Origin of the sequence: Bifidobacterium sp. M0353 (genome assembly GCF_016100645.1) — a bacterium.
Lineage (GTDB): Bacteria > Actinomycetota > Actinomycetes > Actinomycetales > Bifidobacteriaceae > Bombiscardovia > Bombiscardovia choladohabitans.
The window spans coordinates 509228-524230 of record NZ_JACFSB010000001.1 but is presented as its reverse complement, the minus strand read 5'-3'; the positions used below and the strand labels follow the sequence as shown (position 1 = coordinate 524230).

The 15003-nt window shown below is 63.1% G+C and carries 13 protein-coding genes; 2 read left to right on the top strand and 11 right to left on the bottom strand.

All coding sequences use genetic code 11. The annotated features are described in order from the left end of the window. Positions 1 to 10: 10 nt before the first annotated feature. The 9 genes from H3V04_RS01980 to H3V04_RS01940 form a co-directional block, all read right to left on the bottom strand. On the bottom strand, positions 11 to 1000 hold the full coding sequence (locus H3V04_RS01980) for a phosphatidate cytidylyltransferase (RefSeq protein WP_198187032.1): 990 nt from the start codon (positions 998 to 1000) through the stop codon (positions 11 to 13). A 26-nt stretch (positions 1001 to 1026) separates the two neighbouring features. Continuing rightward, complete coding sequence (frr, locus tag H3V04_RS01975) at positions 1027 to 1581, bottom strand: ribosome recycling factor (RefSeq protein WP_110412761.1); 555 nt, start codon at positions 1579 to 1581, stop codon at positions 1027 to 1029. A gap of 114 nt (positions 1582 to 1695) precedes the next feature. Further along, on the bottom strand, positions 1696 to 2451 hold the full coding sequence (gene pyrH / locus H3V04_RS01970; RefSeq protein ID WP_198177834.1) for a UMP kinase: 756 nt from the start codon (positions 2449 to 2451) through the stop codon (positions 1696 to 1698). A gap of 219 nt (positions 2452 to 2670) precedes the next feature. After that, positions 2671 to 3522, bottom strand: a complete 852-nt coding sequence (tsf, locus tag H3V04_RS01965) for a translation elongation factor Ts (RefSeq protein ID WP_015021749.1) — start codon at positions 3520 to 3522, stop codon at positions 2671 to 2673. A 26-nt stretch (positions 3523 to 3548) separates the two neighbouring features. Continuing rightward, a complete protein-coding gene (gene rpsB / locus H3V04_RS01960) occupies positions 3549 to 4418 on the bottom strand; it encodes a 30S ribosomal protein S2 (RefSeq protein ID WP_198187031.1) in 870 nt (289 codons plus the stop codon). A 225-nt stretch (positions 4419 to 4643) separates the two neighbouring features. Further along, entirely contained in the window at positions 4644 to 5126 is a 483-nt protein-coding gene (locus tag H3V04_RS01955) for a peptide deformylase (RefSeq protein WP_045935314.1), read from the bottom strand. A 3-nt stretch (positions 5127 to 5129) separates the two neighbouring features. Then, positions 5130 to 7112: a long-chain fatty acid--CoA ligase gene (locus H3V04_RS01950; protein ID WP_198179540.1), complete on the bottom strand. Its 1983-nt coding sequence runs from the start codon at positions 7110 to 7112 to the stop codon at positions 5130 to 5132. Positions 7113 to 7150: 38 nt separating this feature from the next. After that, positions 7151 to 7705 (bottom strand): hypothetical protein, encoded by a 555-nt coding sequence (locus H3V04_RS01945; protein ID WP_198179538.1) that lies wholly within the window; start codon positions 7703 to 7705, stop codon positions 7151 to 7153. A 187-nt stretch (positions 7706 to 7892) separates the two neighbouring features. Beyond that, entirely contained in the window at positions 7893 to 9017 is a 1125-nt protein-coding gene (locus tag H3V04_RS01940) for a GuaB3 family IMP dehydrogenase-related protein (RefSeq protein ID WP_198187030.1), read from the bottom strand. Between the two features lie 163 nt (positions 9018 to 9180). Between H3V04_RS01940 and H3V04_RS01935 the strand changes: the two genes are divergently transcribed. Both H3V04_RS01935 and H3V04_RS01930 read left to right on the top strand, forming a co-directional pair. Then, positions 9181 to 10431 carry an NADP-dependent isocitrate dehydrogenase gene (locus H3V04_RS01935; protein ID WP_198187029.1) on the top strand — a complete coding sequence of 417 codons (1251 nt, stop codon included), beginning with the start codon at positions 9181 to 9183 and terminating at the stop codon, positions 10429 to 10431. Between the two features lie 256 nt (positions 10432 to 10687). After that, positions 10688 to 12256, top strand: coding sequence for a hypothetical protein (locus H3V04_RS01930; protein WP_198187492.1), 1569 nt, complete (start codon positions 10688 to 10690; stop codon positions 12254 to 12256). On the opposite strand, the gene H3V04_RS01925 is transcribed toward H3V04_RS01930, so the two are convergent. Together H3V04_RS01925 and H3V04_RS01920 are read right to left on the bottom strand one after the other, a co-directional pair. Then, positions 12226 to 14052 carry a long-chain fatty acid--CoA ligase gene (locus H3V04_RS01925; RefSeq protein WP_198187491.1) on the bottom strand — a complete coding sequence of 609 codons (1827 nt, stop codon included), beginning with the start codon at positions 14050 to 14052 and terminating at the stop codon, positions 12226 to 12228. The two genes, H3V04_RS01930 and H3V04_RS01925, sit on opposite strands and share 31 nt — an antisense overlap. 119 nt (positions 14053 to 14171) lie before the next feature. Continuing rightward, a complete protein-coding gene (locus tag H3V04_RS01920; RefSeq protein ID WP_198187028.1) occupies positions 14172 to 14837 on the bottom strand; it encodes a M23 family metallopeptidase in 666 nt (221 codons plus the stop codon). Between the last annotated feature and the right edge of the window lie 166 nt (positions 14838 to 15003).

Here is a 15003-nt window from a genome sequence, read left to right as displayed (position 1 = left end):
TCAATTCCGGTCACAGGCCGGTAATCAAAAGCACCAGTGTGATAAACGGTGCGGACATGAGGATCGAATCCACCCTGTCCAGCACCCCGCCGTGGCCCTTGAGCAGGTGACCCATGTCCTTTATCCCAAGGTCGCGTTTGATCAAGGATGCGCTCAGGTCCCCGAGGGTGCCTGTGGCTCCGACCATGATGCCCATGAGCAGGGCGACCCACCAGATCCGTCCCCAATCCGCCATGGGATAGGTAGCCGCAAAGATGACCAGGGCGCCGATCAGGCAGCAGAGCATGGAGCCTGCCAGCCCCTCCAGGGACTTGCCGGGAGAGATACGGGGCGAGATCTTGTGCTTGCCGAAGAGCGAGCCGAAGAGCAGTCCGCCGATATCGCTCAAGGCAGGCAGGAAAATCACCATGAAGGCGTGTGCGGCAGGATGCCCGCCGAAGGTGGTGGGCAGGGTTATCAGACAGGCCAGGAGGGTGATATAGACAACGGTCAGGAGGGTGACGCCCACATTGGCCAGGCTGCTTGACCGGCTCTCCCCCTCTGCGGTGCCGTAGGAGGCATCGGCCATGGTCTGAGCATCCTTGCCCGACAGCTTGGCGTTCACCGCCTTGAGCAGACGGCCGCCCAGGCGATGGTTGCGCGTGGCCGCAAGAGCCCCGACCAGGGCGGTGACCAGAACTCCAGCGGTCATGACCGCCACATGGTCAGGCGCGTAGAAGGAGGCCAGCATGGTGGCCGCCGAACAAATCCAGAGCTCGACCACCGGTATATGCAGACCCGCCGTGGCAAAATCCACTCTGAGCTCCCAGAGCCCCAGGGTCATGAAGATCACGATCAGGTAGATGAATGCGTCGATGCGCACCAGGATGCAGGCCAGGATGATGACCACCAGAAGCGCACCGGTGGCCACCGCCTGCGGCATGTTGCGTCCGGTTCGTTTGTTCAGGGTTGCGACGGCATCCTGACCTGCCTTCTCGGCAGAGTTTTCCTTGGTACTCATGAAGTGTGGATCCTCCCCAGGCCGGATCAGACCTCGAGGATCTCCTTCTCCTTGGCATCCAAAAGCTGGTCGATCGTGTCGTTCTTCTGCTTGGTGACGGTCTCCAGCTCCTTCTGCAGCCGGTTGCCCTCGTCCTCGCCCAGGTCGCCGTCCTTGACCTTGGCCTCCAGCTCCTCCTTGACCTTGCGCCGGATGTTGCGGACGGCCACCTTGCCCTCCTCGGCCTTGTTCTTGGCCAGCTTGACGTAGTCCCGGCGGCGCTCCTCGGTCAGCTCGGGCATCGTGACCCTGATGACGTTGCCATCACGGCTGGGGTTGACGCCCAGGTCCGAGTCGCGGATGGCCTTCTCGACTGCGCCTGCCTGTGAGGGATCGAAGGGGGTGACAGCCAGGGTGCGAGGCTCCGGGACGCCGATGGACGCCAGCGACTTGATGGGCGTGGGAGTGCCGTAATACTCCACCATGATGTCGTTGAGGAAGGAGGGGTTGGCACGCCCGGTCCTGATCCCCGAGAAGTTCTCCTTGGTCGCCTCGATGCTCTTGTCCATCTGCCTTCCGGCCTGGTCCACCACTGTGGTCATGATCTGCTCCTTGCTGTATGGACCATCCGCCTGTGCGCGCGAGGTCCGTCATTCTTATACTCTACGGCCATGGGGCCACAGGGGCCAAGCGGCGCGGGGTGTGCCCGCTACCGGTCACAGGGTGCGATCGGGACCGCCGTGGACCAGAGTGCCCAGGCGCCGGCCTTTGAGCGCTCCGGTCACGTTGCCTTCACCCTCCAGTCCGAAGACTCGGATGGGCATGTCGTTGTCACGGGCCATGGACAGGGCTGCCGCATCCATGACGGCCAAATTGTCGACCAGGGCCCGCTGGTAGCTCAGGTTGGTGAACATGCGCGCAGAAGCCTGCTTGTGCGGATCAGCCGTATACACGCCGTCCACACCGTTCTTGCCCATCAGGACCTCGACACAATGAATCTCCAAGGCCCGCTGGATGGAGACCGTGTCAGTGGAGAAGTAAGGCATGCCTGATCCTGCACCGAAGATGACCACACGCCCCTTCTCCAGGTGGCGGATCGCCTTGAGCGGGATGTAGGGCTCGGCCACCTGGCCCATGGTGATTGCTGTCTGCACCCTGGTGGCCTGACCGTCCTGCTCCAGGAAGTCCTGCAGGGCCAGGCAGTTCATGACCGTGCCCAGCATGCCCATGTAGTCGCCGCGCGAACGCTCGATTCCGGCCTGGCTGAGCTCGGCTCCGCGGAAGAAGTTGCCTCCGCCAACCACGATGGCGACCTGCACGCCGCTCTGCACCGCCTGGACGATCTCCTTGGCCACGCGCTTGACCACCTGCACGTCGATGCCGACCTCGCCTCCCCCGAAGGCCTCTCCGGAGAGCTTGAGCAGCACACGACGAGGCGATGCTGGGTTTTGTGCTGAATCGGATCCGGTCATAAATGCCCTTTCTTCAAACATGATGACGGGCGGAGTACGCCGCCAACCAGAGTATCGAGGCTGGGCGACAACCCCTACCTGAGCAGGCCCTGGGAATTGACCCAGGACAAAGGAAGGGGAGCGACCACGAAGGCCACTCCCCTGCCATCAGTGCCGGCCGTCTGCCCATCCCTCAGACAGGATCGGGCGAGACGACCCACGACATTGCCGGACTACCGACTACTCCTCGTCGCCCTTGCCGACCTCGAGACGGGCGAAGGCCAGAGCCTTGCCGCCAGCCTGCTTGAAGAGGTCGCCAATGGTCTTGGAGGTGTCCTTGACGTACTGCTGCTCCAGCAGGACGGTCTCCTTGAAGAAGGCGTTCAGACGCCCCTCGACGATCTTGGGAATGATCTTCTCGGGCTTGCCTTCGGCCTGGGACTTCTCGGTGGCCACACGACGCTCGGACTCCACCACGTCGGCGGGCACATCCTCGCGGCTGAGCCACTTGGGGCTCATGGCGGAGATCTGCAGGGCCACCTCATGGGCCACCTGGGCGCCGGCCTCATCAGTGGCGATCATGGCCACGATGGAGGGGGGCATCTCCACGGACTTGCGGTGGGCGTAGATCTCCACACGGGGACCTTCGACCCGGGCCACCTGGCCGACCTTGACGTGCTCATGGAAGAGCGCGCCGGCCTCCTCCACAGTCTCCTTGACGGTGCCGGACTTGGACGGAGCGGCATCGACCTGCTCGGCGTTGGAGGCATCAGCCTTGGCCACGTCGTCGATGACCTCCTGGCCGAACTCGACGAACTGAGGGGTCTTGGCCACGAAGTCGGTCTCGGAGTTGAGCTCGACGGCATAGCCGATCTGGCCCTGTCCGCCCTCGACGACGGTGGAGGCGATCAGGCCCTCCTGAGCCTTGCGGCCCTCACGGGCGCCTGCGGCCTGGATGCCGGTGGCGCGGATGATCTCCTTGGCACGGGCCATGTCGCCCTCGGCCTCGGTCAGGGCCTTCTTGACGTCCATCATGCCGGCGCCGGTCTGATCACGCAGCTCCTTGATCAGTGCAGCGGTGATTTTTGCCATGAAACTCTCCTATCTAGACGCCAGATTCAGGCGGCCTGATCAGCAGCGGGGGTCTCCTGCTGCGGTTGCGCAGGCTGCCCGGCCTGGGGAGCCTGGGCGGCATCCTGGGCCTGCTCCTGCGGCTGTCCGTCCTTGTTCTCCAGCAGGTTCTTCTCCCACTCGGCCATGGGCTGGTCGGAGGCCTCCTCGGTCTTGGCGGCCTTGCCGGAGCGCTCCAGCAGACCGTCGGCCACGGCATCGGCCATGAGCCTGGTCAGCAGCTCGACGCCGCGAATGGCATCGTCGTTGGCGGGAATGGGGTAGGTGACGAGCTCAGGATCCGTGTTGGTGTCCACCAGGGCCACCACCGGAATGCCCAGCTTGTTGGCCTCGGAGACCGCCAGGGCCTCCTTGTTGATGTCGACCACGAACAGGGCCGAAGGGGTGCGGTTCATGTTGCGGATGCCGCCCAGCTGGCGCTCCAGCTTGTCCTTCTCGCGCCGCAGGAGCAGGAGTTCCTTCTTGGTCAGCCCCGAGCCGTGCACGTCGTCGAAGTCCATCTCCTCCAGCTCCTTCAAGCGGCCGACCCGCTTGGTCACGGTCTGGAAGTTGGTCAGCATGCCGCCCAGCCAGCGCTCGGAGACGTAGGGCATGTTCACCCGGGTGGCCTGAGCCTTGATGGCCTCCTGGGCCTGCTTCTTGGTCCCCACGAAGAGCACGGTGCCGTTGTGGGCCACGGTCTGCTTGATGAAGTCATAGGCCTGGTCGATCAGACCGAGCGACTTGAAGAGGTTGATGATGTGGATGCCGTTGCGCTCCATCAGGATGTACTGCTTCATCTTGGGGTTCCAACGACGGGTCTGGTGTCCGAAGTGGACGCCGGCCTTCAGCATTTCGCTCATGGTGATCTGTGCCATGTCCGTACCTTTCATTGTCGGTTATTGCCTGGCCATGTGCACCTGCGTGCAACTCCGGGGAGCCGACCGACACAGGACGTCGCGGACATGGCGCGAATTCGCGGCGTGTGTTCGGGAATACTCTTGGCGCGCCTGCCCACCCGTGACAGCGGACCTGCGCAATGACACGCCGAATTACCATGATACCCGAGGCCAATGACCTCGGGTATCATGTTCGCCCTCTGCCTACTTGGCTGATCTCAGCTGCTGCATGGCCTTGCGGCGGACATCGCTCTCCAGCCGATCCACATAGACATGGCCGTCCAGGTGATCGCACTCGTGCTGGATCATCCGCCCCATGATGCCATGGCCTTCGAGGGTCACCGTCTTGCCGTCCAAGTCGATGCCGTGGGCTCGGGCGTAGTCGGCCCGCCTGGTCGGATACCAGAGGTTGGGCAGGGACAGACATCCCTCCTCGCCATACTGCTCGCCGGAGGTCTTGTCGATGACCGGATTGATGATGTAGCCCACCTTGCCGCCGATGTTATACGAGAATACGCGCAGGCCCACGCCGATCTGATTGGCCGACAGGCCGGCCCTGCCCGGGTCGTCGACAGTGTCCACCAGGTCACGCACCAGACTGCGCACAGCCGGGGTGATGCTGGTCACCGGATCGCAGGGCGTGCGCAAAACCGGATCGGGAACCACTCTGATTGTACGAATCGCCACTGCTTACTCCTCGTCATCCCGGCCGTCGCGGCCGTCCTTCTCGTCCTCTGGGGCTGCTTCCTCCTCCTGGCGGCCATCACGCTTGCGTCCGGTCATGCTGGCCAGGGAATCGCTCATGGTGGTCCGTGCCCTGCTGACGATGTCGTTCTCCTTGGCGGCGGGCTTGGCCGGCGTCCTGGGCGCATAGAGGACCTTGTCCACAAGTTCGGCGTACTGGCGGAGCACCTCGGGGCGCACCACCTTCAGGCTGGGGGTCAGGGTGCCATCCTCCTGGGTGAAGTCCTTGTCCAGCACCAGGAACTTGCGCACCGACTCGGCACGTGAGACATTGCAGTTGGCCTTGTCCACATACTGCTGGATGAAGGCATGGATGGCATCGTTACGGCTGGCCTGCTCCATGCTCATGTCAGCGTCCAGACCCTGGGAGGTCAGCCAGGACTTGAGCATACCGGCATCCAGGGTGACCAGGGCACCGACGAAGGGCCTGCCATCGCCCACGACCACGGCCTGGGAGACAATCGGGCAGGTGCTGATGACATCCTCCAGGGGAGCCGGACTGACGTTCTTGCCGCCGGCGGTGATGATGACGTCCTTCTTGCGGCCGGTGATGAAGACGAAGCCCTGGTCGTCGATCTGGGCCAGATCACCGGTGTGCAGCCAGCCGTCCTTATCGAGGACGGTGGAATCCAGCTCGGGCTGGTGGTAGTAGCCCATGAAGACGCTGGGGCCCTTGACCAGAAGCTCGTCGTCGTCGCTCAGCCTGACCGTGATGCCCGAGCCTGGTCGGCCGACCGACCCCACCTCGTTGGCATCCTCGAAGTTGACGATGCAGGGGGCTGCCGTCTCGGTCATCCCGTAGCCCTGGATGAAGGTGATCCCGTCGATTCCGTTGAAGAAGTGGGCCAGGTCGGCGTTCATGGGCGCGCCGCCGCAGGCCAGGTAGCTCAGGTTGGAGCCCAGGGCGGACTCGATTGTGTTGCCGACGGTCTTGGTGTAGAAGGCATGGGCCAGGCGGGTCAGCGGCGAGTGACCGCGCCCCTCCTGCTCATCCTTGGACCATTTGATGAAGTGCCTGGTGGCCTTGGCGAAGACCTTGCCGGCCAGACCTGTGCCGGCCTTCTGCGAGGCGGCGTTGTAGACCTTCTCGAAGACACGGGGCACGCCCAACAGATAGGTGGGACGGAATGTGCGCAGATCGGTCAGCAGGTGCTTGGCATTGGAGACGTATCCGACCACGCCCTGGGCGCCGATGGCCACGTACTGGATGTAGCGGGCGAAGCAGTGGGCCAGGGGCAGGAAGAGCATCAGACGGGAGGGCGCCGCCAGCATGTGGTAGAGCACATCCCAACCCACGAAGACGATGTGGACGAAGTTCCGGTTGGAGAGCATGGCGCCCTTGGGTTCACCGGTTGAGCCCGAGGTGTAGACGATGGTGGCCAGATCGTCGGCCTTGACCTGGGCGATGGCCTGGTCCAGACGCTCGTCGTCGATCCCCTGGCCGAATTCGCTGACCGCGTTCAGACCCCCGGCCTCGAAGTTGAAGACATACTTGAGCTTGGGCGAGGATCCCCGCACCTGCTCCAGGATCTGCGCATGCTCCGAGTCGCCGGCGAAGGCCAGGACGCAGTCCACATCCTGAACGATCTTCTGGGCCTGGCTGGGCGAGTCGGTCTCGTAGATGGGCACCGAGACCGCCCCGATGGCGGCGCAGGCGAAGTCCGTGACCCCCCAGTCATAGCTGGTGGAGGCATAGATGACCACGGTGCTGCCCTTTTCCACGCCCAAGGCCATCATGCCCTTGGCCACGGCGCGAACCCGTGCGGACATCTGCCCGGCCTTGACATCATGCCAGTTTCTGGTCATGGGATCCTGCCACTGGGCAACCAGCTCCTCAGGGTCGCGGGCGGTGCGTTTTGCCAGGAGTGAATAGATGGTGTCCTTGTCCGTCGTCGGGTGTTGAAGCTCGACCGTATATTCACGCAACATACCCACCATCATATGGGTCAACCCGCCAAAGCCGGCGCCTAGCCCATGTCGAAGCGCACACAGAGCCAGCGCGAACCACTTCTGGCGACGATCAGGTTGGTCAGCACCGTGCGCTCTCCGACCAGGAATCCGATGGTGGTTTCGTAACGGTCGCAGTCCACCCGGTAGAGCTCGACCAGTTTAGGAACCAGCGGCAGATAGGCCAGGCCGACATGATCCGACGTGCGGACCATGCCCAGATGCCGATCACGCATGAGCCGGGCCAGCATAGCCAGCCGTTCCATGCAGACGCGGTTGAGCACACGGTCCAGGCCCTTCATCGGCAGACGACCCCGCAGTACATCGAAGACCCTGGATGCCAGGGCGCACAGGTTGACCAGAATTCGCTTGAGATCCCCCGTCAGACCCTCATGCCCGGCCGCATCCGCCGGTCGAACGAAGTTGACGGTTCGCACTGTCAGGTTGATGCCCCCAAGCCCCAGCGGCACCTGAACGCAGGTGGACGGCCACCAGCCGCCGACGTCCTGTCCTGCCGAGTCCCCGATTGCACGATCCCCATCCCAGGTCGGCGCCAGATCCATATACTCCGTCATACTTCTCCCCTCGCACTTCGATGTGCTTGTTTGCTTCCCCCTCTCATGCCGGCGAGGTGCACTGGGTGACCGACGCAACGACAGCGATTACGTCCAGAGTAAGAATGCCCTGAGGCAATGTAAAGGCCGGTTCAGGAATGTGGTCAACCTGAACCGGCCTTGATACGGATTGTGGATAAATACCTGCTCAGCAGCGAGGGGCGGGAGTCACTGCCACGCGGCACTTCTGGAAGTTCTTGACATCCACGTAGCCGGTGGAGGCCATGGCCCGGCGCAGGGCCCCGATCAAGTTCAGGCTGCCATCGGTGCGATCACTGGGTCCGAAGAGTATGCGCTCCAGGCTCCCCACCTGGCCGACCTGGACCCTGCGACCCCTGGGCAACTCAGGATGATGGGCCTCGGCCCCCCAGTGCATGCCCTGACCGGGAGCCTCCGTGGCCTTGGCCAGGGGCGTGCCCAGCATGACCGCGTCGGCCCCCATGGCCAAGGCCTTGACAAAGGACCCCGAGGTGCCGGTCTCCCCGTCGGCGATGACCTGAACGTAGCGGCCGCCGGATTCGTCCAGGTAGTCACGACGCGCCTCCGCCACATCCGAGATGGCCGTGGCCATAGGAGCCTGAATTCCAATGGTGGCGGCGTCGGTAGAGGAGGCTCCCCCGCCAAACCCGACCAGCACCCCGGCGGCACCCGTGCGCATCAGATGCAGGGCAGCCTGGTAGGTGGCGGCCCCGCCGACGATGACCGGAACGTCCAGGTCATAGATGAACTTCTTCAAATCCAAGGGCTCATGGCTGGTGGAGACATGCTCGGCCGATACCGCCGTGCCGCGGATCACGAACAGATCCACGCCTGCATCGACCACCGTCGTGTAGAACTCCTGGGTACGCTGGGGCGACAGGGCCCCGGCCACCGTGACCCCGGCCTTGCGAATCTCCTGCAGACGGCGGGTGATCAGCTCCGCCTTGACCGGCTCCCTGTAGGCCTCCTGAATGACCTCGGTCGCCTGCTCCGGCGTGGCATGGGCTATCCGGTCCAGCTGGGGGCGCGGATCCTCGTAGCGGGTCCACAGCCCCTCCAGGTCCAGCACGCCCAGTCCGCCCAACCGTCCCAGGGCGATGGCCGTCTCCGGGCTGGTCACCGAGTCCATGGGCGCCGCCAGCAGGGGCAGGTCGAACTCGTAGGCATCCACCTGCCAGGCCGTGGAGACATCCTGGGGATCCCTGGTCCTTCTTGATGGGAGTATGGAGACATCATCGAGGGTGTAGGCCACCGTGGCCTTCTTGCCGAGACCGATTTCGATTTCCTGTGTCATGTCTGCCAGCCTAGCGCCTCATGATGACGCTCCGGCTTGCTACGAACGGGTTACAAGCCGGGGAACAGAGAGTAACAAACTTGGGATAGAACTGTTCGCGAGCGCAACTGCGGCACCGGGAGCAGGATCCGGCCCCCGACCCGCCCACTGTTAGGAGGCCGCCATGGAGAAGATCGCCGTGAAGGGACGCATCGTCGAGCTCGACGGTGACGAGATGACCCGGGTCATCTGGAAAATGATCAAGGAACGGCTGATTCTGCCCTATCTGGATGTGGACCTGGACTATTACGATCTGGGCATCCGCAACAGGGACGCCACCGACGACAAGGTAACCGTGCAGGCGGCCCAGGCCATTCAGCGCGAGCATGTGGGCGTCAAGTGCGCCACCATAACCCCGGACGAGGCCCGTGTGAAGGAATTTGGTCTCAAGCGCATGTGGAAGTCGCCCAACGGCACCATCCGCAACATTCTTGGCGGAACCATCTTCCGCGAGCCCATCGTCATCGACAATATCCCCCGGCTGGTTCCCGGATGGTCCAAGCCCATCGTGGTGGCCCGCCATGCCTTTGGCGACCAATACCAGGCCACTGATTTCACCGTGCCCGGGCCGGGAAAACTGAGCGTCACCTTCACCCCCGAGGACGGGAGCGACCCGGTGACCCGGGAAGTGACCGTCTACCCGGGTCCGGGCGTGGCCCAGGTGCAGTTCAACCTTGACGACTCCATCCGCGACTTTGCACGCTCCTGCTTCAACTATGCCCTGCAAAGGCACTACCCGGTCTACCTGAGCACCAAGAACACCATCCTCAAGGCCTACGACGGCCGGTTCAAGGATATTTTCGCCCAGGTCTACGAGCAGGAGTACCGGAGCCGGTTCGAGCAGGAGGGGCTGACCTACCAGCATCGGCTGATCGATGACATGGTGGCCTCCTCGCTCAAGTGGCAGGGCGGCTATGTCTGGGCCTGCAAGAACTACGACGGCGATGTCCAGTCCGATGCGATAGCTCAAGGGTTCGGGTCCCTTGGCCTCATGACCTCCATGTTGATGACGGCCGACGGGCAGACCGTAGAGGCCGAGGCCGCCCATGGGACCGTGACCAGGCATTACCGGCGCTGGCTTAAGGGGGAAACAACCTCCACCAACCCGATCGCCTCCATCTTCGCCTGGACCGGCGGACTCAAGCAGCGGGCACGGCTGGATGATACGTCCAAGGTGGCCCAGTTCGCACAAACCCTGGAGTCAGTGGTCATCGAGACCGTGCGCTCCGGCCGCATGACCAAGGATCTGGCCAGCCTGGTCGGCCCTGATCAGCCCTGGCTGGACACCGAGGCGTTCATGGATGCCCTGGACCAGGCCCTTGCCGCGCATATGGGTTCAGCTGCGACAGAGGCCACGAACCCCAAGGAGGACTAACCGATTGGACAGGGTATCATTCCCTGGCCAGAACAGGCCGCTGATCTGTCCGGTTCGGCCTTGACCGTCTGCCACTTGGCGAGAAGCTTGTGCGCAAAAGCAGGGAGACTCCATACGCTCCTGCCCGAGAGCCCATACAATGGTTGCTCGGGACTCGGCCAAAGTCGGGCTCTGTCGGAACGAAGGAGCGAATGTGAAGAAGACCGGCTTTGCACGGCATCTGTCCGGCTTGCTGGCCCTGCTGGCATGCTTGGTCATGGTGGCATCGGCAGGCGCCTGCGATCCGGCCATGGGCGGGGGGAAACAATCCCCGAGCGCCCCGCAGAGCCGGGCGACTTCCACGGCACCTGCAGAAGTGCCCGGTCGGGTGGCCATTTTCACCCCCTCTGACGGCATCACCCTCTCCCAGCACACGCCCATCAACAAGTGGGCCGCCCTGGTTCCAGAGCTCAAGGCGGCACTGACCAAGGAGCATCTTTCCGGCAAGCGCATCGATGCCTACACCAGCGGGAATCTGGAGGACCAAAGCAAGGAACTGCAGGATTATGTGGTCAACCGCCTTTCGGAGCGCAAGGCCGGGAAGACCTCAGAGCCGACCACACTGGTGGTGGCACCCATGACCTCGCCAGACTCCATTACCCGCCAGTATGGCGACTACATCAGCAAGTCACTGGATGCCGATGCCGAAGACAAGGCGAGCGCACGCCTGGTCTCGTCTCTGCGCCTTGCTGCGGGCGCGGGCATGCATGTGGTGCTGCTGGCCAATCAGGTGCCGGGCATTCACCCGGATCTGTTCGTGCAGTTGTCCGATGCTCGGGCCATTGGGCAGATGCAGGCGGACAAGTTGGCCAGCAAGCTGGAGCTGGACAAGGCCAGCAAGAACAACCCCTGCCGCATCGAGATCCTGCTGCCCAACCGCACAGCCGAGACATCCTCCTCTGATGCATCATCCTCGGATACATCCTCTGCTGACGAGGATGCTGAAGCCGGCCAGGCTGAGCAGGACCGGCAAGAAGAGCGGGATGGGCAGAGTTCTTTCCCCGCCCAGGCCTTCGTCGGAATCTGGCAGGTGCTGGGTCCTTACTTCAAGGACGGGCGGGCTGTCAGCCCGTCGGGACGTCTGAAGGCGGATAGCACCGAGAAGGACTGGCAGGCGGTCGCCTTTGACCCAGGCAAGGATGCCTCGGCTACCGGCAAAGAGCTGGCGACCCGCCTGTCCATGAACGATGACACCAAGACCCATACCGAGGTGGACGGCATTCTGGCCATGAACGACTTCATTGTTTCCGGTGTGGTCTCCGAGCTCGGGGATCTGGGTTATCGGGGTACATCAGCGGACGTCAACCCGGAGATCTCCATATCAGGCATCGTCGGGTCCATGGCCGGCCGCCAGGATCTGCATCGGCAGCGGGTACCCAAACCCGCCCAGAGCCCTGTAACCCAGAATCCGCCGGGGTCGGATGCGGATCCTTCACAGCAGACCACGGGCAAGACCGAAGGTTCCACGCCCTCGGACGACCACCCCGCCTGGCCCATCATCAGCGGATATGGCGCCTACGTGGACAACATCCCTCAAATCGTTGACGGACGTCAGTGGATGACCGGTCTGGAGGACAGGCTGGGGATCGCAGCTGATATCGCCAAGGCCTGCGTCGGCCTCAACAGCCAAGGCAAGGTGCCGGCCATGGATACGGTCCAGACCATCGACCAGAACGGCAAACAGTTGCGTCGCCTATCAAGACCCTTGGTCGCGGTCTCGGCCTCCAACCTCAAGGCGGCGCTGATCGATACAGGCTACATCAAGCCAGCCGACGCGGGTCTCTGAGCATAGATCTCCTGCTCGATCCGGTCCTCATACCGCTTGAGAACCTCCTGACGGCGGGGCTTGTATGATGCGGTCAGCAATCCGTTTTCACGAGTGAAGTCCTGGTCCAGGATCAGATAGCGGCGGATGCCTTCGGCCCGGGATACCTGAGCATTGGCCGCGTCCACGGCACGGTCGACCTCGGTGCGGATGATGGGGTTCTCACCGGCCGCAGCGGCATCCTTCAAGGGCTCAGCGCCCTGGTCCCGCAGCCATCGGTCGACCTCATCGGGATTGAGGGTTATCAGGGCAGAGATGAATGGCCTGCGGTCCCCGATGACCATGCAGTGGCTGATGAGGGGCGAACGCTCTACAGCCGTCTCCAGCAGCGCCGGCGAGATGTTCTTGCCCCCTGCAGTGATGATAATCTCCTTGCGCCGGCCGGTCAGCCGAACGAACCCGTCCTCGTCCAGGCTGCCCAGATCGCCGGTCAGCAGCCAACCGTCGCGAATCTGCCTGGTGGTGATTTCGGGATGGTTGTGGTAGCCCATGCAGACGTCGGGGCCCTTGACGCATAGCTGGCCCTCCTGGTCGATGCCCACAGTGATGCCGGGCATGGGCAGGCCGATGGTGCCCAGCCGATAGTCCTCGGTGGGGTTGACCGTCACAGGACCCATGGTCTCGGTCATGCCGTAGCCCTCCAGCAGGGGCAGGCCTATGCCATTGAAGAAGTCCGCAATGTCCCTGTCCAGGGGGGCGCCGCCCGAAATGGCATACTTGACCCGGCCGCCCAAGGCCTCCAGGATGGGATCGTAGACGGTGCCCGTGTACATGAGGTGCTTGGTCTTCAGCGACATGGGAACCCGGCTGCCGGTCTGCTGATGACGGGACCACTGCCTGGCCACACCTGCAGCGTCCAGGAAAATCCTGCCCCTGGCGCCTGTGCCGGCTCGCTGGGAGGCGGCGTTGTAGATCTTCTCGAAGATGCGCGGGACAGCCAGGATGAAGGTGGGCTTGAAGGTCTGCATATCCTGCAGCAGATTGCGGATGGACCCGGTAAGCCCCAGGGTGAGATCCGTGGCGATGGCGAAGAACTGCAGGCAGCGGGCGAAGGCGTGGGCCAGAGGCAGACAGAGCAGAAGCCGCCTGCCCTCGCCCAGGCAGATGTCAGGAACCGCCTGAGCACCCGAACGCACTGTGAAGACGATGTTGCTGTGGCTGAGTTCAATGCCCTTGGGCTTGCCAGTGGAGCCTGAAGTGTAGACGATGGTGGCCAGGTCGGAGCCTTGCACCGAGTCGGCCCGGGCTTGGAAGTCCGCCTGGTCCACCGCCCGTCCGTAGGCGGTCATGGTGGTCAGCGCACCCCTGGTGATCACATACAGGTCGTTCAGATAGGCGCACTGGGAACGAACCGCGTCCACACGCGCCCTCATGTCGTCATCCTCCAAAAAGGCCATGCCCACGTGGGAGTCGTTGAAGATGCGCCGGATCTGATCTGGAGAATCTGTCTCGTAAACCGGCACCGTCACCGCTCCGATGGACAGGATGGCCATGTCCAGGGCAGTCCACTCCCATCGGGTGTGCGAGACGATGGCCACCGAATCCCCACGGTTTATCCCCCGGGCCATAAGCCCCTTGGCCAACGAGACAACGCGGTCCCGAAACTCACGGGCCGTGATGGCCTTCCACTCACGTCCGCTCCGGTATTCGATCAAAGGGTCGTCGCCCAGGCGCTCCACCCTGTCCTCAAGCAGGGAAAAGACGCTGGCATCAGCATCTATCGGCTCCTCAAGCGGACGCGTGAATTCTTGCTGCATGTTCTGCATGACCACTCCCTGCTGAAACGGCGTTATGCATAACGATTCTAACCGCTCCCCCGGGCTGGCGATATACCCGGTCTGCAAACGCGCGAGTCCTGCAAGCAAACCCCACATTCCTACAGGGGCTTGAGACGAATACGATGCCATCCGACCCTGGCACCGGGATCCAGATAACGGCCTTGACCGTCTTTCAGGCCCCAGTGCAGACACTCCTGGGCACAGTGGTCGGAGGCTCCCTGCACCCTTCCCCAGACTGTACCGGTCTGCAGCCGGGTCCCTACCGGCAGAGAGCTCTGTGCAGGTTCATAGGTGGAGACCAGGTCGCCGTGACGTATGGAGACCACGTCCTTGCCTGCTACGGAGCCTGCAAAGTCGATGACACCGTCTGCCGGTGCACGGATACTGCTGCCTTGCTCCGCCGCCAAATCCATCCCGCGATGACCGCTCAGCCATGGACGATCCGGAGGATCAAAGGGACTCGTAACCTGCGGTGCGTTCTTACCGCCAGGCAGAGGTTCAAGGGGCCACAGCCAACCCCGGCGACAGGCTGTGGTCGACGAGGCAACTCGACCCTTCTGCGCCGGAGCTGCAGCCGAAGGCAGGATCGGCGCAGGCTGAGCCGTGACGGTTGCCGTGGGCCCCGCAGCAGACAGGACCAGTGTCAGTATCAACACCAGCAGAGTCCCGGGAAACCAGGGGGGCCGACAGCCGGAAGGCATGATGGACATCCGTCCGGTAACCCGCCTGATGCCCTTGTTCTTATGGTCGCGCGCACAGGCCATGGTCGCACCTTCATTCCGTCAACGTGGATGCCCGATTTGGCGTCCACCATCATGATGGATTGGATGCCGAAGCCACGTGAACCGGAAGGAGGCATGTGGTCGAATATGTGATCGTCCACATCCACATGGACCATAAAGGCACCGTAATCGGAAATCCCCTATGGGT

Excerpts from the sequence above, each read along its gene's own strand:
- H3V04_RS01930 (WP_198187492.1), top strand. The coding sequence starts at position 10,688 with ATGGTGGCATCGGCAGGCGCCTGCGATCCGGCCATGGGCGGGGGGAAA.
- H3V04_RS01945 (WP_198179538.1), bottom strand. The coding sequence starts at position 7,705 with ATGACGGAGTATATGGATCTGGCGCCGACCTGGGATGGGGATCGTGCA.
- H3V04_RS01980 (WP_198187032.1), bottom strand. The coding sequence starts at position 1,000 with ATGAGTACCAAGGAAAACTCTGCCGAGAAGGCAGGTCAGGATGCCGTC.
- H3V04_RS01950 (WP_198179540.1), bottom strand. The coding sequence starts at position 7,112 with ATGTTGCGTGAATATACGGTCGAGCTTCAACACCCGACGACGGACAAG.
- H3V04_RS01925 (WP_198187491.1), bottom strand. The coding sequence starts at position 14,052 with ATGCAGCAAGAATTCACGCGTCCGCTTGAGGAGCCGATAGATGCTGAT.
- pyrH (WP_198177834.1), bottom strand. The coding sequence starts at position 2,451 with ATGACCGGATCCGATTCAGCACAAAACCCAGCATCGCCTCGTCGTGTG.
- tsf (WP_015021749.1), bottom strand. The coding sequence starts at position 3,522 with ATGGCAAAAATCACCGCTGCACTGATCAAGGAGCTGCGTGATCAGACC.
- H3V04_RS01935 (WP_198187029.1), top strand. The coding sequence starts at position 9,181 with ATGGAGAAGATCGCCGTGAAGGGACGCATCGTCGAGCTCGACGGTGAC.
- rpsB (WP_198187031.1), bottom strand. The coding sequence starts at position 4,418 with ATGGCACAGATCACCATGAGCGAAATGCTGAAGGCCGGCGTCCACTTC.
- H3V04_RS01940 (WP_198187030.1), bottom strand. The coding sequence starts at position 9,017 with ATGACACAGGAAATCGAAATCGGTCTCGGCAAGAAGGCCACGGTGGCC.
- H3V04_RS01920 (WP_198187028.1), bottom strand. The coding sequence starts at position 14,837 with ATGGCCTGTGCGCGCGACCATAAGAACAAGGGCATCAGGCGGGTTACC.
- frr (WP_110412761.1), bottom strand. The coding sequence starts at position 1,581 with ATGACCACAGTGGTGGACCAGGCCGGAAGGCAGATGGACAAGAGCATC.